The following is a 19217-nucleotide window of genomic DNA, read 5'->3' on the forward strand; positions in this document are numbered from 1 at the left end:
CCTTGACGAAATAATACCGTTTCATTGTTGTTTTATATTCTCAAAATATGTTAAGGTTGCGCCCGTCGTTGGGGAGTAGCTGATTTCCTGTTCGCAGGAAATGTACGTGTCAACATACTCGTTGAAAAACGTGGCACGTACGGACCGTTTGCCGCACAGATTTGTGCAAGGCGGTCAGGCGAGACCATAGATACATCAACTGCTGTTTACTGGGGGCAGTGATGTGTCATATGGATATCTCCCGGTCTGGACGCTTTAATGAATATCTCCGCAACCCTTCTTCTTGCTTTCGGTATGTCCATGGACGCTTTTGCCGCTTCCATCGGTAAAGGTGCCTCGCTGCACAAACCCAAATTCTCTGAAGCGCTACGCACAGGCCTTATCTTTGGTGCTATCGAAACGCTGACACCGCTCATCGGCTGGGGTCTTGGTATGCTGGCAAGCCAGTTCATACTGGAGTGGAACCACTGGATCGCTTTCGTGCTGCTCGTATTTCTGGGGGGGCGAATGGTGATTGAAGGTTTTCGTGGCAATGGCGATGAGGAAGACGAGCCGCAGCACCGCCACGGTTTCTGGCTGCTGGTGACCACTGCCATCGCCACCAGTCTCGACGCCATGGCCGTCGGTGTGGGCCTGGCATTCCTGCAGGTCAATATTATTGCGACCGCGCTGGCCATTGGTTGTGCCACGCTGATTATGTCGACGCTGGGAATGATGGTTGGCCGGTTTATTGGCCCCCTGCTGGGCAAACGCGCCGAGATCCTGGGCGGTATCGTGCTGATTGGCATTGGTGCCCAGATCCTCTGGGCACACTTCGCCGGTTAATCTTCGCGCTGCCAGCAGTGGATACTGAAATCCGTCTGGCAGCGAAACGTTGTTTGCTCCGCTAAGGTTTCCCACACGTCCGGTTTCGCCCGCCATGCAAATGGCGTCATCTGCAACAACGCTACAGCTTCGTCCCCTGCCAGGTTCATCTCGTAGGCCAGCGTCTGCTCCTGCTTCAGCGTAAAGCCCGCCAGTTGCTCAGAATGTGGCGCATGCAGCCGAACCTCATCATAGATAAGCCCTTTAAGCTCCATCAGATGTCGGGGACCTGGCGTGACGGTAATGACCCATCCGCCCGGTTTGATAACGCGTGCCAGCTCCTGCGCCTTACAGGGCGCATAGATGCGGATAACCGCATCCATGCTGGCATCGTCAAACGGCAGTCGGTGGCTCGATGCCACGCAGAACGTCACGCCGGAGTAGCGTTTTGCCGCCGCGCGGATAGCCACTTTGGAAACATCCAGACCAAATGTCTGCGCGCCCTTCTCTTGTGCAACCTCAGCAAACCGCGCGGTGTAATACCCTTCCCCGCAGCCAATATCCAGCACGCCTGCTGCACTGTCAGTCAGATTATCTTCCAGCAATTGCGCGACGGCCTCTCTGAGTGGCTGATAGTGCCCGGCGTCGAGAAATGCCCGGCGTGCCTGCATCATCTCAGCACTGTCACCCGGATCGCGCGAGCGCTTATGCTGCACTGGCAGAAGATTCACGTAGCCTTCTTTTGCCATATCAAACTGATGTCCCTGCGGACAGGCATAACTTTTTTCTGATCGCGTCAGACGCGCGTGGCAAAGGGGACAACTGAAGGACATGGCAGCTCCGGGGCGTAAATCAAAGGGCGAAGTGTACCGCTATTCGCCCCGGTATAAAACGCCTGGGTTAACGCATGACGATAAGGTGCGAGGAATCAGGCGCCAGACCATCGGGTTTGACGTTCTCAAGACGCAATACGTTACCCATAATCTCGCTGAATACCGGTGCGGAGACGGCGCCGCCATAGTACGCTCCGTTTTGAGGATCGTTAATCACGACCACCAGCGCAAAACGCGGATCGCTGGCAGGCGCGACGCCCGCGGTATAGGCAACGTATTTATCGACATATTTGCCGCTATCATCGATTTTCTTCGCCGTACCGGTTTTCACCGCCACACGGTAATCACGTACCGCAGCCTTAACGCCGCCCCCGCCCGGCAGCGCAACGCTCTCCATCATATGCTCGACCTGATGAGCAATCTCTTCCGGCATGACTCTGTGCCCAATAACGGGTGGATCGATACGGGTAATTGAGAGGGGCCGTTCCAGCCCGAAGCCGCCGATGGTGGCATAGACGTGCGCCAGCTGGAGGGGGGTAACCATCAGACCATAGCCAAAGGCGAAGGTCGCTCTGTCGAGCTGGCTCCAGTATTTACGCTGGGGTAACAGACCGGCGCTCTCGCCGGTTAAGCCAAGCCCGGTGTTTGTACCAAAACCAAAGTTCCGGTAGGTATCAATCAGGTGCTGAACAGGCATCGCCAGCGAGAGGCGAGATACGCCGGTGTCGCTCGATTTTTGCAGGATCCCGGTCATCGAGAGTTCAGGGTAGTAACCCACATCCCGAATGCGGTGCCCGTCAAGCATATACGGATGGGTGTCAATGACGCTGTCAGGCTGCACCAGCCCCTGTTGCAATGCCGTCATCAGCACAAGCGGCTTCACGGTTGAACCTGGCTCGAACGTATCGCTGATGGCACGGTTACGAAAATCGTCTATTGTCGCGCCCTGGCGGTTATTGGGGTTGAAATCCGGATAGCTCGCCATCGCGAGGATTTCACCGGTGGGGATATTAATGAGCACTGATGCCCCCGACTCCGCCTTGTTCCAGGCCACTGCGTTATCTAGCGCATCTTCGGTGATGGTTTGCAGGCGCTCATCAATACTGAGCTGAATATTGTGCGCAGGCACCGGCGCGACTTCCGTCAGATTCTCCACCACGCGACCGTAACGGTCTTCCCTGACCTGGCGGACGCCCGGCTTGCCTGTTAGCTGGGTGTTGAAACTTTTCTCTACCCCCTCAATACCCTGACCGTCAATATTGGTGAATCCAATCAGGTTTGCCGCCACATGCCCGGCAGGATAAAAACGGCGTGATTCATCGCGTAAATTGATACCCGGCAAATTCAGCTTATCGATCCATTTTGCCTGAGCAGGATCCACCTGCCGGGCAAGGTAGATGAACCTCCCCTGTGGATTCGCGTTAATCCGTGATGACAGGGTGTTCAGGGAAAGATGTAACGCATTCGCCAGCGCCTGCCAGCGATCGTCAAAGCCCACGCCCCCTTTTGCCAGCACCGTTTTTGGGTCGGCCCACACGGCCCTGACAGGGACACTGACCGCCAGCGGCCGGCCCTCACGATCCATGATCATTCCGCGGGGAGCATCAATCGGCAGTTCGCGTAGCGATCGCATATCCTCCTGCTTGACCAGGTTGTCAGGTTTAATAATTTGCAGCCAGGCAACGCGGCCCAGCAAAAACGCCAGACTGCAAAAAATGGCTAAACAGAGCAGCGCAAAACGCGCCGGCGTGAAATTGCCGGCGGTCGTTATCATTTTCTTCTTCACCTGAACCCCAGGACTGTTAAACAACGCCCTGATTTAACGGGAAAAGACGGCCAGAGGGAGGGAAAACAGTGCTACTAACCTCGTAGCTTTGCAACAAGTTACTAACAAGAGCGGGGATGGTAATATTTTGAAAGATAAGGCACATAAAAAAGCCCCGCTATATGCGAGGCTTTATGTCTGAGAGTGAAGTACTACGTGCTTCAGTCAGCAGTGGTTCGATCAGATAGCAGTTACGTTAACTGCAGCTGGGCCTTTCTGGCCGTCCTGAATTTCGAACTCAACGTTCTGGCCTTCAGCCAGAGTTTTGAAGCCGTTACCCTGGATTGCAGAGAAGTGTACGAACACGTCTTTGCTGCCGTCAGCAGGAGTAATGAAACCAAAACCTTTAGACTCGTTGAACCACTTAACTTGACCTTTAATCTTTGCCATTTGCAAAATTCCTTAGAGTGTTTTCTTAGCCCGCAGGCATTACTGAGATAAAACTGAGACATTACTGCATGAGGCACTAATATAAGGTTCGGCAGAGAAGCGGTATTCAACGACAACGTGTTTACTCAGGACTTCTTTACTGAAAATGCCACACATAAACAGAACTGTACCTCGTTTGACCCAAAACGTGTTATCACACACTATGTTTAATATGGCAAGCCATTTTTAAACATGTCTCGATCCGCCGCACAAATTCGAACTGTGCCGGTATGCTTTTGCACAATTATGCGCATGACATATGGACAGCCCTGCTCACTTACACAGACTCGCCGTTGCTTTCACAACCGCTGTTATCTAAGACTTTTTTAACATAGCTCAATCATTCCAGTGCGTCCAGCAACCCGCTAAGAAAAACCCCTACATTGATTGAGTTAGAACAATTTGTGAAAACTTATGCTTAAATCATTGTAACGCCCCTGTATTGTTACAGTGGAAATACAATGTTAATTCTTCACGCTAAACTGTATTAAAAAGCACCAGCTAATAAAGAATGTTATGCACCAAAATAATGAAATTTTTATGACTCTGCATCAAAACAAGGCAAGCAAAACGTTTCGATAAAAATAAAACATTCTTTAGACCTTAGACATACAGAATATATGCAACAATCCAGCGCTTCGTTTATAAGGATAAATATTCACCAATTTTCAGTATCCTGAAGGAATTATTAACCGGTGCTAAATTATCGAGGACTGCAGTTAACTCTCGCACGGGGTCATCAAGCGATTCATCAGCCAGTTCAAACACGCCCCAGTGAATGGGAAACGCCAGTGGGCATCCCAACTGTTGCCACAACGCAACGGCAGATTGCGGATCCATATGATGTACGGCCATGAACCACCGTGGTGCATAAGCGCCAACGGGCAACGCCGCGGCGTCAATTTTACCCAGCCTTTCCGGTATTCGCAGCAGTTCAGGTGAATAGCCCGTGTCGCCGCTAAACCAGAAACGATGATGCCGCCCTTCAAACACCCAGCCACACCACAGGGAGCGATTGCGGTTCCAGAGCGTGCGCATACTCCAGTGCTGCGCCGGTACGGCGGACAGCGTTATCCCCTCCCAGGTGAAACTTTGCCACCAGTCGAGCTCAACAATGCGTCTTGCCCCCCGGCGGCGAAACCAGTCTGCCAGACCTAGGGGAACAAACAGAGTGACGTCGGGGAAGCGTTTAAGGATCCGGCGAATGGTCGCGTCATCCAGATGATCGTAATGATTATGGGAAATAACCACTGCATCGAGCTGCTGGAGCTGTTCGACAGACAGAGCGGGAGGCGTTTTACGTTGTGGTCCGAGGAAAGGTAAGGGAGAGGCGCGGCGAGAAAAAACAGGGTCGGTCAGCAGGGTGTTGCCATCAATGTGCAACAACAGGCTTGCGTGTCCGAGCCACCATACCCCATTTTCCTGCGGCTGCTTAAGCGTTGCCGGCTGCCACCACTGGCGGATAAAGTCCTCATATCCGTTTGCCGGGGGGCGGGGTAAGCCAGCTTCTTTGCGCGCTTTTCGCCAGCGATCAACGTCACCGGGCTGATGCCCGACGGGGTCAGTATTACGAAAACCGTTCGGTGTGTGATGTTTCAGGGAGGGGTCATACCAGGGATTTTTCCAGACCACAGCCACCTCCCGGATAAGACAAATTAACGCTCAGCCACCAGGCGGATAAAGTCATCCTGCTCAGTGTTGTCTTCAGCAACCGCGGCTTTCGCCGACGCTTTCTCTTCTGGTTCGTTAGCCTCGCACAGACGACGTAACAGCGCATTCTGACGTTTTTGTTGGTCAAGCAGCGCTTCCAGCAGTTCGATCTGCTCGTTTGTACGGGAACTGGCACGGTTTACGAAAAACCAAATGACAAGCCCCACCAGCAGAACAACCAACGAGATCATCAGAGATGCCATATTTAGCAGCCCTGAATTCAGTAACTCACCCATTTCACCACCTCAATAAAAACGTCTATCTTACCACTGGTGCGAAGGAAGGAAATCACCTTGAGAAAAAATGCGTGTTACCACGGAATAAACTTATTGATTGCGCAGACGCCGCTAAAAAACTGTACATCCTGATCGCACATCACATTGATAGTCTGCGTCCACAACACCACACAGGCTACCAGCACAATAATCAGAATCACCCAGCGTATTTTTTTCACTCCACACTCCGTCTAAAGGCCCGATATAACCAGGTTATCACGGCTATCTTAAACAAGGACTAACTGTACCGCCATCTGGTCGTTTCAGAATCATGCACTTGTTTCATAGAGTAAACCGTTTAGGCTTACTGCATGACAACAAAGATAAAGAGGCAATGATGCATTTAATCATTCGTACAATTATTGCACTGGTCGTAGTATGGGTTGGCCTTCTGTTAACCGGCTATGGCGTGCTTGTGGGAAGCACCGAAAACGCCGCTGGATTAGGTATTCAATGCAAATACATGACCGCGCAGGGCATGAGCACGGCACAATATATTCATTCAGACAGCGGGATCATTGGTTTAACCAACTGCCCGGTTCTGCGTAAAACATCCGTCGTCATTGATAACGGCTAATCACCCCGATTGATACTGATAAAAAACGCCGCACTGTGTGCGGCGTTTTTTATGCCCGTAAGGATCAGAACGGGTAGTCGTTATAGCCCATTTGTTCAGAAATCTTGCGTGCGGCTGTATGGAGAATCGCCACATACTCATGCAGACGTTCTTCAGAAAAGCGCAGGGTCGGGAAAGAGATACTCAGCCCGGCAATGACAACGCCAAAGCGGTCAAATACCGGCACACCGATACAGCGCAGCCCTTCTTCCTGCTCTTCGTTATCTTCGCCATACCCCTCCTCACGTACTTTGTCGAGCACGGCCAATAATTCGTCAGTGCTGGTAATAGTGCGTTCAGTACTGCGCTTATATTCCACGCCTTCGAGGATCTGCTTCACTTCTTCGCGATCGCGCCACGCCAGCAACACTTTGCCAATCGCGGTACTGTAAAGCGGATTACGACGACCGATGCGTGAATACATGCGCAGGTTGTACATGGAGTCGATTTTATGGATGTAGACAATGCTGTCTTCATCCAGTGCCCCCAGGTGGATAGTCTCTTTGGTCAGGCGAGAGATCTCACGCATCTGGATATCTGCGCTGCGGATCAAATCCACGTTTTGCAGCGCACGGGCCCCGAGCTCGAACAGTTTCAGCGTCAGAGAATACTTTTCAGACTCGCCTTCCTGTGCGACGTAACCCAGTGACTTCATGGTTTGCAAAAAGCGATAAACGGTGCTTTTCGACATCATCACACGCTGCGACAACTCTGTAATACCAATTTCACGCTCTTCTCCGAGCGCCTGTAAGATGCCAAACACCTTCAGCACGGAAGAAACAGAATCTGGCTGTTTATCCAAATCTGCAATTGCCATTTACCACCTCATAGAGAGTGTTTTATAAAAATCAGAACCGGTTTTTATTATAAATTCCCCTCATGTTACCTGCAATCGATCCTCGTTTACTTCGTTACAAATCTGCGACATAAAACTGAAATAACGATGCTAAAATAGTTACCCTGAGAATAATTTCACACTGAGCTTTTCATCCCTAATGGAAAAAAACCTGTCCGATGGCCTGCCTTTGCCTCAGCGGTATGGCGCTATCGCCACGATTGTTATCGGTATTTCAATGGCCGTCCTTGACGGTGCAATCGCTAACGTTGCCCTGCCAACCATTGCCAGCGACCTGCATGCCTCCCCTGCCAGTTCTATATGGATAGTCAATGCCTACCAGATAGCGATCGTGGTTTCACTGCTCTCGTTCTCTTTCCTGGGCGATATGTTCGGTTACCGACGGGTGTATCAATGCGGCCTGCTGGTATTCACCTTTACTTCACTTTTCTGTGCCCTTTCTGATTCGCTGCATACTCTGACGTTTGCGCGCATAGCGCAGGGTTTTGGGGGGGCGGCACTGATGAGCGTCAACACAGCGTTGATCCGCTTAATCTATCCGCAGCGTCATCTGGGACGCGGTATGGGGATAAACTCGTTTATTGTCGCCGTCTCGTCTGCGGCCGGGCCAACCCTTGCGGCGGCCATACTCTCTGTCGCGTCCTGGCAATGGTTATTCGCCATTAACGTACCGCTGGGTATTGTGGCCCTCTTCTTTGCTCTGCGCTATCTTCCCGCGAACGGTCCCAAAAGCACGATGCCACGCTTTGACCTTATCAGCGCAGTGATGAATGCCCTGACCTTTGGCCTGCTGATTACTGCCCTGAGCGGCTTTGCACAAGGTCAGTCCCTTATACTTACCGCCGCGGAGCTCATTGCGCTGCTGGTGATTGGCTTCTTCTTTGTACGCCGCCAGCTCGCGCTCCCTGTCCCTTTATTGCCTGTCGACCTGCTGCGTATTCCTCTTTTTTCTCTCTCGATTTGTACTTCTGTTTGCTCATTCTGCGCTCAGATGCTGGCCCTGGTCTCTCTGCCCTTCTTCCTGCAAAGTGTGGTGGGACGTACTGAAGTCGAGACCGGACTGCTGTTAACGCCGTGGCCACTGGCGACGATGGTAATGGCGCCGCTGGCAGGGTATTTGATTGAGCGCGTCCACGCCGGATTGCTTGGCGCGCTGGGGCTTGCCGTCATGGCCACGGGGCTGTTCGCACTCGCACTACTCCCCTCATCACCCACCGATCTGGATATCATCTGGCGCATGATCCTGTGCGGTGCAGGGTTCGGTCTGTTCCAGTCGCCTAACAACCACACCATCATCACCTCAGCGCCGCGCCATCGCAGCGGTGGTGCCAGCGGTATGTTGGGCACCGCACGTCTGCTGGGACAAAGCACCGGCGCGGCCCTGGTCGCGCTGATGTTTAATCTTGCCGGGCAAAATGGCAACCACGTTGCACTTTTCACCGCAGGCGCCCTTGCCACCCTCGCCGCCATCATCAGCGGGCTGCGCATTACCCAGCCCAGAGTACAGGCATAAAAAAAGCCGGGCGGATATCTCCAGCCCGGCTCATTGCTCTTCTTAGCGTTACTTCAGGTATTCACCACTGCGCAGCGCTTCAATACGTTTATCCAGCGGCGGGTGACTCATAAACAGCTCGCTCAGCGATTTTGATTTACCGTTAATGCAGAATGCCATAATGCTGGTCGCTTCCTGCGGTTCATAGCTGGTTTTCAGACGCTGCAGCGCGGCAATCATCTTCTCACGGCCAACCAGTTTCGCCGAGCCGGCATCCGCATGGAACTCACGGTGACGGGAGAACCACATGGTGATGATGCTGGCCAGAATACCGAATACCAGCTCCAGTACCGTCGCAACCGCGAAGTAGATCAGCGGGTTGCCGTTGCTCTCTTCCCCTTCATCGCGGTTCCCGCCCATAAAGCCTGCCGCGATCTGCGCCAGAATACGGGAGATGAAGATAACAAAGGTGTTCACTACGCCCTGGATCAGGGTCATGGTGACCATGTCGCCGTTCGCGATATGGCTGATTTCGTGAGCGATAACCGCTTCGGCTTCGTCACGGCTCATGTTCTGCAACAACCCGGTGCTGACGGCAACCAGAGACGCATCACGGCGGGCACCTGTGGCAAAGGCGTTAATATCTGGCGCGTGGTAAATGGCCACCTGCGGCATGGCGATACCCGCCTGCTGCGATTGCTGAGCCACAGTATTCATCAGCCACTGTTCCATATCGTTACGCGGTTGCTCAATGACTTCACCACCTACCGATTTCAGTGCCATCCATTTCGACATCAGAAGTGAAACGAATGAGCCACCAAAACCAAACAGCAGCGCCATAATCAACAGACCCTGAACGCTGCTCGACTGAATTCCTGTCAGGCTTAGCACGAGCCCGAAAACCACCATCACCGCAAGGTTGGTGAGCAGGAAGAGCGCGATTCGCATCATAATTTTCTTTTAACCTCAGTTTAACAAAGCGCACTATGCGATTACCCACATCGTATGGGTATTACGGCTATTTTCAAGCATCCATCGGGCGTAAGTCACCAGAAAGACACAACTTTACACAATTGGAAATTTGCCTGACGGGAGAATGCGGAACAAAAAGAAACAGGCACAATTTCTTGTGCCTGTTGGGGGATTATTTTGCCGGTGCGGGTTGCACGGCGGGCTTCGCCTTTTCCTGATTCGCCAGGTCAAGAGCGATATGCACCGTCTCGTCGAGGTAAGGATCCGGCTCCTGGTAATCTTTTGGCAGATCGTCCAGTTTCTTAAGCAGAGGCTTACCTTCACGCTTGAAGCGATCGTTGATACGCGCCAGACGCGTTGCATCATCTTCGTTGTTCTCTTTCTCACGCTGAGCGTAGTTGAGAGAAACAATATTCCGCTTATCTTTCAGGGCATTGAAACGAGCAATGTCCTTCATGATGTACTGGAATTCCGGATCTTTGGCGATGCGATCGTTGTGCGCTTTCAGCAGTTCAGGACCAAACTGCGTCATATCACCCGCTTTCACGTAGGTCGCGGCGTTAATGCTATCCCACGGCAATGCGTTATCTTCAAACTTCTCGCCGGTTTCAGTCTCTTCCGTGCCTGTCGGCATCATGATATCCGGCGTCACGCCTTTACGCTGCGTACTGCCACCGTTCACACGATAGAATTTCTGAATGGTGTACTGAACCGAACCCAGTGCAGGCCATTCCGGACGCAGCATCTGATCGTAGATACGATTCAGAGAACGATACTGCTGTACGGTACCTTTACCAAATGTCGGCTCACCGACAATCAGCGCACGGCCATAGTCCTGCATAGCGGCGGCAAAGATTTCAGACGCGGAAGCACTGAAGCGATCGACCAAGACCACCAGCGGGCCTTTGTAGTAGACCACACCATCATTGTCGGCATCTTCACGTACTTTACCGTTGTTATCGCGCACCTGAACCACCGGACCAGACGGGATAAACAGCCCGGACAGTGAAACCGCTTCGGTCAGCGCCCCACCACCGTTGCTGCGCAAGTCGATGATGACGCTGCTCACGTTCTGCTTTTCAAGCTTCTGCAGCTGGACTTTTACATCATCAGTCAGCCCGACGTAGAAGCCCGGGATATCCAGAACACCCACCTTCTCTTTACCCACGGTCTTCACCGACATTTTCACCGCGCGGTCTTCCAGGCGGATACGCTCACGCGTCAGGGTAACGATACGGGTTTTGGTGCCTTTACCGGCTGGCAGAATTTCAAGGCGAACTTTGCTGCCTTTCGGACCTTTGATCAGCGCAACCACATCATCCAGACGCCAGCCGATCACATCGACCATGTTCTGTCCGGTTTGACCCACACCAACAATGCGATCGCCTACGCTTATCGCTTTGCTTTTCGACGCCGGGCCACCGGCGACCATTGAGTTGATCACGGTGTAATCATCGTCCATCTGCAGCACCGCACCGATACCTTCCAGAGACAGGCTCATTTCGGTATTAAACTGTTCGGTATTGCGAGGCGAGAGATAATTGGTATGCGGATCGATTTCGTGAGCGAAAGCGGTCATCGCCAGTGAGAAAACATCTTCACTATTGGTCTGAGCCAGACGACGAATAGCGAATTTGTAACGACGCGTCAGCGTGTCACGGATCTCTTTTTCATCTTTGCCGGTCAGCTTAAGGCTCAGCTCGTCGTATTTTACTTTTCCATCCCACAGCGCATTCAGCTCGGCTTCGTCTTTCGGCCAGGGCGCTTTGCTGCGGTCCAGATTAAAGGTGTCGTTGCCGGTGAAGTCCATCGGACGTTCCAGCACTTTCAGCGCATACTGATAGCGTTCAAAGCGGCGCTTTTGCGACAGGTTATAGAGATCGTAGAACAGATCCAGCTTGCCTGAACGCAACTCGTCACCCACCCCGGATTTACGCTTAGCGAACTGCTCGACATCGCTGGCGAGCAATACGTTATGGCTGTAATCCAGCAAGTTCAGATAGCGGTCAAAGATTTTGGCCGAAAAGGCCTGATCGAGATCGAACTGACGATAGTGCGAACGGGTGAAGCGTGAGGTCACACGCTCGCTCACCGTCGCGTGCTGCGTCTCTTCCTTGAGGACCGGAATTTGATCAACACGCGTGATATCGTCCACTGCGAAAGCATGGCCTGTTATAGCAAACAGGCCCGCCAACGCGGTGAGCTTAAAAAAAGTGTTCATGCCAGGCTTGGCCTCCGTTTCAGAACAACAAGTGTTCTGCGCGTACAATCATTGACATACCAGAAGTCAGCTGTACACGAACGCCATCTTTGGTGATTTCCAGTACGGTGGCGTCCATTGCGTTGTTACCCGCTTTCACCTTCAGTGCCTGACCCACGCTCAGGGCGTTAATGTCAGAAACCGGCGTATGGCGCGGCTCTTCACGAGGGGCGCGCGGGGCTTTAGCTGCTGGTTTGTCAGCACGCGGTTTGCGATCGTTATTATCGTTACGACGCGGCGCTGGGCGTGGTTTACGCTCACGACGAGGCGCTTCTTCCTGGCCGTTTGCCGCTGCGGCTTCGCGTTTTTTCGCTTGCTGTTCTGCACGTTGTGCCTGAACGCGTGCTTTGGCTTCTTCCAGCTGTTTACGTGCGTGCTCAACGTGCTGCTCGTCCAGCTCACCACAAGGGTTGCCGTCAAGATCAACACGCGTCGCGCCCGCTTTGATACCGTACAGGTAACGCCAGCTCGAAGTATAAAGACGTAAGGCGGAACGAAGCTGAGTTTTGCTGAGGTTCATTTCCCCCTCAACGCGTGCCACCAGATCCTGAAAAATACCGACTTTCAGGGGACGAGCTTCACCTTCAGCACTGAAGCACTGTGGGAAACGCTCGGCCAGAAATGCGATAACTTCTTTACTGCTATTCAACTTAGGTTGATTTTCCATGAAATTTCCTGATTACAACGGACGTTGCCAACAAGCGCAGGCATGAACAGGCGTCATTATAATGACGCTATCAGTAAATGCTACGTTATCCGTTGATTATCCTGCTACGCTCGCAAAGAATTTTTGATAATCGGTTGCGGCGAGAACGTTTTCTAGGTTCGCCACCAGCTCGCGCAGCCCTTGTTCGTCCTCGGTTGTGAAGCGACTGAAGACCGTGCTGTCGATATCCAGAACGCCAATAATCTGATTTTTTACCACCAGAGGCAGAACGATTTCAGAATTACTGGCTGCGTCACAGGCAATGTGTCCGTCAAACGCATGGACGTCTTCGACGCGCTGTACCTGATTAGTCGCGACCGCTGTACCACAAACGCCACGTCCTACGGGAATACGCACGCAGGCAATTTTCCCCTGGAACGGGCCAAGCACCAGCGTTTCACCTTCCAGAAGGTAAAAGCCGGCCCAGTTAACGTCTGATAGCCGTTCAAACAGCAATGCGCTAGTATTTGCCAGAGTGGCTAAGAAGCTGGTCTCACCCGCCATCAATGCCTTAAAATCGCGGTTAAGATCCGCGTAGAATTCTGTTTTGTTCATTATTCAATCACTTAGTTGTCTTACAAAATTACCGCATAGCCTATTAAAATAAGCATTAAATGCGCTCATGCTCAAGATGAATCCGTTCATGAGTTAATATAACGTTCAACAATACTTATTTGTGCGCAGCTGATGGCCTTAAAAACAACCAAAATTACGCCGACAAAAAAGATAACTGTCCATACGGTAAGCGAAGCTTTGCCTCGTGCACATTATCAGCGTTGCCCGCAGTGCGATACGCTTTTTATGTTGCCGAAGATGAAATCGCATGAAAGTGCTTTTTGCCCCCGCTGCGACGCTAAAATTCGCGACGGACGCGACTGGTCGCTGACCCGTCTCGCCGCGATGGCCATCACCATGCTGCTTCTTATGCCGTTTGCCTGGGGCGAACCGCTGCTGAAGCTGTACCTGCTTGGTGTGCGTATTGATGCCAACGTACTGCAGGGGATCTGGCAGATGACGCGCCAGGGCGACCCGCTCACTGCCGCCATGGTGCTTTTCTGTACGGTCGGCGCGCCGCTGGTGCTGGTCGCCGCCATTGCCTATCTTTGGTTGGGTAACATTCTGGGGATGAATCTCCGCCCCGTGTTGCTGATGCTGGACAAACTGAAAGAGTGGGTCATGCTGGATATCTACCTGGTGGGCGTCGGCGTGGCGTCCATAAAAGTCCAGGACTATGCATTCTTGCAGCCCGGAGTCGGACTCTTTGCATTTATTTGTCTGGTCTTGCTCAGCATCCTCACACTCATTCATCTGAACGTCGAACAGCTCTGGGAGCGCTTTTACCCTCAGCGCCCGGCCACGCGACCGGATGAAAGTCTCCGGGTCTGTCTGGGGTGTCACTATACTGGCTTGCCCGACCCACGTGGCCGTTGCCCGCGGTGTCATATTCCCCTGAGACTGCGGCGCAACAACAGCCTGCAAAAATGCTGGGCCGCGCTGATTGCCTCGCTGGTCTTTTTGATCCCGGCCAATATGCTGCCGATTTCCATCATTTACGTGAATGGTGGGCGCCAGGAGGATACCATCCTCTCCGGGATCATCTCCCTCGCCCACAGCAACGTGGGGGTGGCGGCAATTGTGTTTATCGCCAGTATTCTGGTGCCGTTTACCAAAGTGGTGGTGATGTTTACCCTGCTCCTGAGTATTCACTTCAAATGTGAGCAAGGTTTACGTACCCGAATTCTGCTTTTGCGATTCGTCACCTGGATTGGCCGCTGGTCGATGTTGGATCTGTTCGTGATTTCGTTGATGATGTCGCTGATCAATCGCGACCAGTTATTGGCTTTTACAATGGGACCCGCAGCTTTTTATTTCGGCTCCGCGGTGATATTGACTATTCTTGCTGTGGAATGGCTGGATAGCCGCTTACTTTGGGATGCACATGAGTCAGGAAACGCCCGCTTCGCCGACTGAAGCGAGAATTAAAACAAAACGCCGCATTTCTCCATTCTGGTTGCTGCCTGTCATCGCCCTGATGATTGCAGGCTGGCTTATCTGGACGAGCTATGAAGATCGCGGAAGCACCATCACCATTGACTTCCAGTCTGCCGACGGCATTGTGGCCGGGCGAACCCCTGTCCGCTTCCAGGGGGTTGAGGTGGGTACCGTTCAGGACATCAGCCTTGGAAAAGGGCTGAATAAAATTCAGGTCCGCGCCAGCATTAAGTCCGATATGCAGGATGCGCTGCGCAGCGAAACGCAGTTCTGGCTGGTAACGCCTAAGGCCTCTCTGGCGGGTGTTTCAGGGCTGGATGCACTGGTTGGCGGTAACTACATCGGCATGATGCCGGGTAAAGGTGAACCGCAGGATCACTTTGTTGCGCTGGATACCCAACCAAAATACCGACTGAATAACGGCGATCTGATGATCCATCTGCAGGCACCGGATTTGGGTTCCCTCAACAGTGGCTCACTGGTTTATTACCGTAAAATTCCGGTAGGTCGCGTTTATGATTACGCCATCAACCCGAATAAACAGGGCGTGACGATTGATGTGTTAATCGATCGCCGCTTCACTAACCTGGTGAAAAAAGGCAGCCGTTTCTGGAACGTCTCCGGCGTGGATGCCGATCTCAGCCTGAGCGGTGCCAAAGTGAAGCTCGAGAGCCTGGCCGCACTGGTCAACGGTGCCGTTGCCTTCGACTCTCCGGAAAACTCCAGCCCGGCCACGGCAGATGATACCTTCGGATTGTATGCTGACCTGGCGCACAGCCAGCGCGGCGTGATCGTCAAACTCGCCCTGCCCGATGCTAAAGGGCTGAAAGCGGGTTCCACACCGCTTATGTATCAGGGATTGCAGGTTGGGCAGCTCACCAAAATGACGCTCAATCCAGGCGGTTCCGTGACCGGTGAGATGACCGTCGACCCGAGCGTGGTTGATCTCCTGCGTGAAAAAACGCGTATCGAGATGCGCAGCCCAAAACTGTCTCTGAACGATACCAGCCTGAGCAATCTTCTGACCGGCAATACGTTTGAACTGATCCCCGGTGAAGGTCAACCCAGCAACAGTTTCGTTGTTGCGCCAGCAGATAAAGCGCTGCTGCAAAAACCGGGCGTCGTAACGGTGAAACTGACCGCGCCTGAAAGTTACGGTATCGAAGCCGGCCAGCCTCTGATTCTGCATGGCGTCCAGGTGGGCCAGGTGCTGGAGCGTACGCTCTCTGAAAACGGCGTGAGCTTCTCGGTGGCTATCGATCCGCAATACAGCGACCTTGTCCATGGCGACAGTAAATTTGTGGTGAACAGCCGCGTCGACGTGAAGGTTGGCCTCGACGGCGTTGAGTTCCTCGGTGCCAGCGCCAGCGAATGGGTTAACGGCGGGATCCGCATTTTACCGGGCAATAAAGGCCCGGTGCGCGACAGTTATCCGCTGTATGCCAACCTGGACAAAGCGATTGAAAACAGCATGAGCGATCTCCCAACCACGACACTGACGCTAAGCGCCGAGACGCTTCCTGATGTCCAGGCTGGCTCCGTCGTGCTGTACCGTAAGTTTGAGGTCGGGGAAGTGATTGCCGTACGCCCTCATGCGGACGCGTTTGATATCGAACTGCATATCAAACCGGAGTATCGCAAGTTGCTGACCCCGAATAGCGTGTTCTGGGCCGAAGGTGGTGCGAAAGTGCAGCTTAACGGTAACGGGCTGACCGTGCAGGCCTCCCCGCTTTCACGTGCGCTGCGCGGAGCGATCAGCTTCGATAACCTCAGCGGTGCGGGTGCAAACCTGCGTAAAGGCGATAAGCGTATTCTCTTCCCGTCTGAAACCGCTGCCCGTGCCGTTGGCGGACAGATTACCCTGCATGCTTTTGATGCAGGGAAGCTGGCGGAAGGGATGCCTATCCGTTATCTGGGTATTGATATCGGGCAGATCCAGAAGCTGACGCTTATCACCGCGCGTAACGAGGTGCAGGCCACCGCCGTGCTCTACCCGGAATATGTTCAAACCTTCGCCCGCTCAGGCTCCCGCTTCTCGGTGGTGACGCCACAGATTTCGGCCGCTGGCGTTGAGCACCTCGACACCATCCTGCAGCCTTATATCAACGTCGAACCCGGTAAAGGGAATGCTCGCCGTGACTTTGAACTGCAGGAAGCCACGATCACTGACTCTCGCTATCTGGATGGCCTGAGCATTGTGGTGGAAGTGCCGGAAGCAGGCTCGCTGAACATCGGCACACCGGTGCTGTTCCGCGGGATTGAGGTGGGCACAGTGACGGGCCTGACGCTCGGTACGCTCTCTGACCGCGTGATGGTGGCATTACGCATCAGCGATCGTTACCAGCACCTTGTGCGTAATAACTCGGTGTTCTGGCTGGCCTCCGGCTATTCACTGGACTTCGGTCTGACGGGCGGGGTGGTTAAAACCGGCACCTTCAACCAGTTCATTCGTGGCGGTATTGCTTTCGCTACACCACCGGGGACGCCGCTGGCGCCGAAAGCGCAACCGGGCAAACACTTCCTGCTGCTCGAAAGCGAGCCGAAAGAGTGGCGTGAATGGGGCACTGCCCTGCCGCGTTAATCTCAGGGCTCCGGTGTCAACGCACCGGAGCCTTTATGTTACACTGCGCCCCTGAACTTTTCCCTGTGGTGTGCACGTGGCTCAAAACTCCGTATTTCTTCCTGAACAATTCCTGGCGCAGATGCGCGAGGCGCTTCCTTCTCACCTCTCGTTAGACGATTTTATCGCCGCCTGTCAGCGGCCGTTGCGCCGGAGTATCCGTGTCAACACGCTGAAAATAAGCGTCGCCGATTTTCTGACGCTGGTCTCGCCGTATAACTGGCAACTGACGCCAGTACCGTGGTGTGCAGAGGGTTTTTGGATTGAACGGGATGACGAAGCGTCGTTGCCATTGGGCAGTACCGCAGAACATCTGAGTGGTCTGTTTTATATCCAGGAAGCCAGCTCGATGCTGCCGGTTGCCGCCCTGTTTGCGGATGATAATGCGCCAGAACGCGTCATGGATGTCGCTGCCGCGCCGGGCTCCAAAACCACGCAGATTGCCGCCAGGATGGGGAATCGCGGGGCCATTCTCGCCAACGAGTTTTCAGCCAGTCGCGTTAAAGTTCTGCACGCTAACATCAGCCGCTGCGGGATCCATAACGTTGCCCTGACGCACTTCGATGGCCGCGTATTTGGCGCAGCCCTGCCAGAAGCGTTTGATGCCATCCTGCTGGACGCGCCCTGCTCCGGCGAAGGGGTGGTGCGTAAAGATCCTGATGCGTTAAAAAACTGGTCTGTGGAGAGTAACCTTGAGATTGCCGCCACCCAGCGCGAACTGATCGTCAGCGCCTTCCATGCCCTGCGTCCCGGTGGCACATTGGTTTATTCGACCTGCACCTTAAACCGTGACGAGAACGAGGACGTCTGTCTGTGGCTCAAGGCGCAATACCCTGATGCCGTCGAGTTCCTGCCGTTAAACGGCTTGTTCGCTTCAGCCAATGAAGCCGTCACGCCTGAAGGATTTCTGCACGTTTTCCCCCAGATTTATGACTGCGAAGGTTTTTTTGTCGCACGGTTGCGTAAAACGCAGACGGTTGAGCCACTGCCAGCCCCGACGTTTAAGGTCGGCAATTTCCCCTTCGCCCCCATGAAAAGGCGTGAGGCGGAGCAAGTCACTACCGCCGCCGCTAAGGTCGGGCTGGCCTGGGATGACACATGCCATCTTTGGATTCGCGATAAAGAGATTTGGCTTTTCCCGGCAAATATTGAGCCGCTTATCGGCAAGGTACGTTTTTCCCGCATCGGGCTCCGCCTGGCGGAAGTGCACAATAAAGGCTATCGCTGGCAGCATGAGGCTGTTATCGCCCTCGCCGGCAGCGAGAATACGTTCGCCCTGACGCACCAGGAAGCCGAAGAGTGGTACCGGGGCCGTGATGTATATCCGGACAACACGCCATCGCATGATGAAGTGGTAGTGACCTATCAGGGTTATCCGTTAGGGCTGGCGAAAAAGGTAGGCTCGCGACTGAAAAACAGCTATCCGCGAGAGCTGGTTCGTGATGGGCGATTGTTTACCGGTAACGATCGCACCGGCTGAAAAAAACGCATTTTTTTACTGGCGATTTTGCTCTCCTTGTCTACGATCAAAAATGGATGCCCATACTGGTCATACCAGATTTTGATAACACACCCGGAGAGCAATATGACGAAAACCAGCGTGCGTATTGGCGCTTTCGAAATCGACGACGCAGAATTGCGCGGCGAAGCACAGGGCGAACGAACGTTAAGTATTCCCTGCAAATCCGACCCGGATTTGTGCATGCAACTGGATGCCTGGGATGCCGATACCAGCGTACCGGCAATACTTGATGGCGAACACTCAGTCCTTTACCGTGAGCATTACGATAGTCAATCCGATGCCTGGGTCATGCGTCTTGCCTGACC

Annotated in this window: 19 protein-coding genes and 1 riboswitch; of the genes, 7 read left to right on the forward strand and 12 right to left on the reverse strand. The window is 53.4% G+C overall.

Translation table 11 applies throughout. The features are described 5' to 3' along the window. The first annotated feature begins 58 nt into the window (after positions 1–58). A riboswitch (yybP-ykoY riboswitch) is annotated at positions 59–248 on the forward strand. A 10-nt stretch (positions 249–258) separates the two neighbouring features. Next, positions 259–825, forward strand: a complete 567-nt coding sequence (mntP, locus tag AM379_RS22060; RefSeq protein ID WP_014170601.1) for a manganese efflux pump MntP — start codon at positions 259–261, stop codon at positions 823–825. On the opposite strand, the gene rlmA is transcribed toward mntP, so the two are convergent. The 7 genes from rlmA to mgrB all read right to left on the reverse strand — a co-directional run bounded on the left by rlmA (position 822) and on the right by mgrB (position 6055). Then, on the reverse strand, positions 822–1637 hold the full coding sequence (rlmA, locus tag AM379_RS22065) for a 23S rRNA (guanine(745)-N(1))-methyltransferase (RefSeq protein ID WP_032678419.1): 816 nt from the start codon (positions 1635–1637) through the stop codon (positions 822–824). The genes mntP and rlmA overlap by 4 nt on opposite strands. Positions 1638–1704: 67 nt before the next feature. Next, positions 1705–3411, reverse strand: a complete 1707-nt coding sequence (gene ftsI / locus AM379_RS22070) for a peptidoglycan glycosyltransferase FtsI (protein ID WP_072126430.1) — start codon at positions 3409–3411, stop codon at positions 1705–1707. Between the two features lie 231 nt (positions 3412–3642). Next, a complete protein-coding gene (cspE, locus tag AM379_RS22075) occupies positions 3643–3852 on the reverse strand; it encodes a transcription antiterminator/RNA stability regulator CspE (protein WP_001062678.1) in 210 nt (69 codons plus the stop codon). Positions 3853–3891: 39 nt separating this feature from the next. Beyond that, entirely contained in the window at positions 3892–4008 is a 117-nt protein-coding gene (locus AM379_RS22080; protein ID WP_032611517.1) for a DUF2627 domain-containing protein, read from the reverse strand. A gap of 525 nt (positions 4009–4533) precedes the next feature. Continuing rightward, the gene (locus AM379_RS22085; RefSeq protein ID WP_106504246.1) at positions 4534–5523 is read right to left on the reverse strand and encodes an MBL fold metallo-hydrolase; all 990 of its coding nucleotides are present in this window, start codon (positions 5521–5523) and stop codon (positions 4534–4536) included. A gap of 23 nt (positions 5524–5546) precedes the next feature. Further along, entirely contained in the window at positions 5547–5837 is a 291-nt protein-coding gene (locus AM379_RS22090) for a YebO family protein (protein WP_106504248.1), read from the reverse strand. A gap of 74 nt (positions 5838–5911) precedes the next feature. Beyond that, positions 5912–6055: a PhoP/PhoQ regulator MgrB gene (gene mgrB, locus AM379_RS22095; RefSeq protein ID WP_014170606.1), complete on the reverse strand. Its 144-nt coding sequence runs from the start codon at positions 6053–6055 to the stop codon at positions 5912–5914. 158 nt (positions 6056–6213) lie between these two features. On the opposite strand from mgrB, the gene AM379_RS22100 reads away from it, so the two are divergent. Then, a complete protein-coding gene (locus tag AM379_RS22100) occupies positions 6214–6453 on the forward strand; it encodes a YobH family protein (RefSeq protein ID WP_106504377.1) in 240 nt (79 codons plus the stop codon). Between the two features lie 64 nt (positions 6454–6517). Here AM379_RS22100 and kdgR read toward each other — a convergent pair whose 3' ends face one another. After that, a complete protein-coding gene (gene kdgR / locus AM379_RS22105) occupies positions 6518–7309 on the reverse strand; it encodes a DNA-binding transcriptional regulator KdgR (protein WP_106504251.1) in 792 nt (263 codons plus the stop codon). Positions 7310–7487: 178 nt separating this feature from the next. Here kdgR and AM379_RS22110 point away from each other — a divergent pair, with 178 nt between their 5' ends. Then, the gene (locus tag AM379_RS22110; protein ID WP_032678421.1) at positions 7488–8861 is read left to right on the forward strand and encodes an MFS transporter; all 1374 of its coding nucleotides are present in this window, start codon (positions 7488–7490) and stop codon (positions 8859–8861) included. A 48-nt stretch (positions 8862–8909) separates the two neighbouring features. On the opposite strand, the gene htpX is transcribed toward AM379_RS22110, so the two are convergent. From htpX to AM379_RS22130, 4 genes are all read right to left on the reverse strand, one after another. Next, positions 8910–9791: a protease HtpX gene (htpX, locus tag AM379_RS22115; RefSeq protein WP_014170610.1), complete on the reverse strand. Its 882-nt coding sequence runs from the start codon at positions 9789–9791 to the stop codon at positions 8910–8912. 193 nt (positions 9792–9984) lie between these two features. Continuing rightward, positions 9985–12033, reverse strand: a complete 2049-nt coding sequence (gene prc, locus AM379_RS22120) for a carboxy terminal-processing peptidase (protein WP_020883416.1) — start codon at positions 12031–12033, stop codon at positions 9985–9987. A 19-nt stretch (positions 12034–12052) separates the two neighbouring features. Beyond that, a complete protein-coding gene (gene proQ, locus AM379_RS22125; RefSeq protein WP_014170612.1) occupies positions 12053–12739 on the reverse strand; it encodes an RNA chaperone ProQ in 687 nt (228 codons plus the stop codon). A 96-nt stretch (positions 12740–12835) separates the two neighbouring features. Next, on the reverse strand, positions 12836–13333 hold the full coding sequence (locus AM379_RS22130) for a GAF domain-containing protein (RefSeq protein ID WP_014170613.1): 498 nt from the start codon (positions 13331–13333) through the stop codon (positions 12836–12838). Positions 13334–13465: 132 nt separating this feature from the next. Here AM379_RS22130 and yebS point away from each other — a divergent pair, with 132 nt between their 5' ends. From yebS to AM379_RS22150, 4 genes are all read left to right on the forward strand, one after another. Beyond that, entirely contained in the window at positions 13466–14749 is a 1284-nt protein-coding gene (gene yebS / locus AM379_RS22135; RefSeq protein WP_032678422.1) for a membrane integrity lipid transport subunit YebS, read from the forward strand. Further along, positions 14718–17351: a PqiB family protein gene (locus tag AM379_RS22140; RefSeq protein ID WP_020883414.1), complete on the forward strand. Its 2634-nt coding sequence runs from the start codon at positions 14718–14720 to the stop codon at positions 17349–17351. Before yebS ends, AM379_RS22140 begins: the two co-directional genes overlap by 32 nt. A gap of 76 nt (positions 17352–17427) precedes the next feature. Next, the gene (gene rsmF, locus AM379_RS22145; RefSeq protein ID WP_032678423.1) at positions 17428–18870 is read left to right on the forward strand and encodes a 16S rRNA (cytosine(1407)-C(5))-methyltransferase RsmF; all 1443 of its coding nucleotides are present in this window, start codon (positions 17428–17430) and stop codon (positions 18868–18870) included. A gap of 105 nt (positions 18871–18975) precedes the next feature. Then, a complete protein-coding gene (locus tag AM379_RS22150; protein ID WP_020883412.1) occupies positions 18976–19215 on the forward strand; it encodes a YebV family protein in 240 nt (79 codons plus the stop codon). The last annotated feature ends 2 nt before the right edge of the window (positions 19216–19217 follow it).

The organism is Enterobacter cloacae complex sp. FDA-CDC-AR_0132, assembly GCF_003010695.1.
GTDB lineage: Bacteria > Pseudomonadota > Gammaproteobacteria > Enterobacterales > Enterobacteriaceae > Enterobacter > Enterobacter ludwigii.

Excerpts from the sequence above, each read along its gene's own strand:
- AM379_RS22130 (WP_014170613.1), bottom strand. The coding sequence starts at position 13,333 with ATGAACAAAACAGAATTCTACGCGGATCTTAACCGCGATTTTAAGGCA.
- AM379_RS22080 (WP_032611517.1), bottom strand. The coding sequence starts at position 4,008 with ATGTGTGGCATTTTCAGTAAAGAAGTCCTGAGTAAACACGTTGTCGTT.
- proQ (WP_014170612.1), bottom strand. The coding sequence starts at position 12,739 with ATGGAAAATCAACCTAAGTTGAATAGCAGTAAAGAAGTTATCGCATTT.
- ftsI (WP_072126430.1), bottom strand. The coding sequence starts at position 3,411 with ATGATAACGACCGCCGGCAATTTCACGCCGGCGCGTTTTGCGCTGCTC.
- prc (WP_020883416.1), bottom strand. The coding sequence starts at position 12,033 with ATGAACACTTTTTTTAAGCTCACCGCGTTGGCGGGCCTGTTTGCTATA.
- AM379_RS22100 (WP_106504377.1), top strand. The coding sequence starts at position 6,214 with ATGCATTTAATCATTCGTACAATTATTGCACTGGTCGTAGTATGGGTT.
- AM379_RS22140 (WP_020883414.1), top strand. The coding sequence starts at position 14,718 with ATGAGTCAGGAAACGCCCGCTTCGCCGACTGAAGCGAGAATTAAAACA.
- kdgR (WP_106504251.1), bottom strand. The coding sequence starts at position 7,309 with ATGGCAATTGCAGATTTGGATAAACAGCCAGATTCTGTTTCTTCCGTG.
- cspE (WP_001062678.1), bottom strand. The coding sequence starts at position 3,852 with ATGGCAAAGATTAAAGGTCAAGTTAAGTGGTTCAACGAGTCTAAAGGT.
- AM379_RS22090 (WP_106504248.1), bottom strand. The coding sequence starts at position 5,837 with ATGGGTGAGTTACTGAATTCAGGGCTGCTAAATATGGCATCTCTGATG.
- htpX (WP_014170610.1), bottom strand. The coding sequence starts at position 9,791 with ATGATGCGAATCGCGCTCTTCCTGCTCACCAACCTTGCGGTGATGGTG.
- AM379_RS22110 (WP_032678421.1), top strand. The coding sequence starts at position 7,488 with ATGGAAAAAAACCTGTCCGATGGCCTGCCTTTGCCTCAGCGGTATGGC.
- rlmA (WP_032678419.1), bottom strand. The coding sequence starts at position 1,637 with ATGTCCTTCAGTTGTCCCCTTTGCCACGCGCGTCTGACGCGATCAGAA.
- yebS (WP_032678422.1), top strand. The coding sequence starts at position 13,466 with ATGGCCTTAAAAACAACCAAAATTACGCCGACAAAAAAGATAACTGTC.
- mntP (WP_014170601.1), top strand. The coding sequence starts at position 259 with ATGAATATCTCCGCAACCCTTCTTCTTGCTTTCGGTATGTCCATGGAC.
- AM379_RS22150 (WP_020883412.1), top strand. The coding sequence starts at position 18,976 with ATGACGAAAACCAGCGTGCGTATTGGCGCTTTCGAAATCGACGACGCA.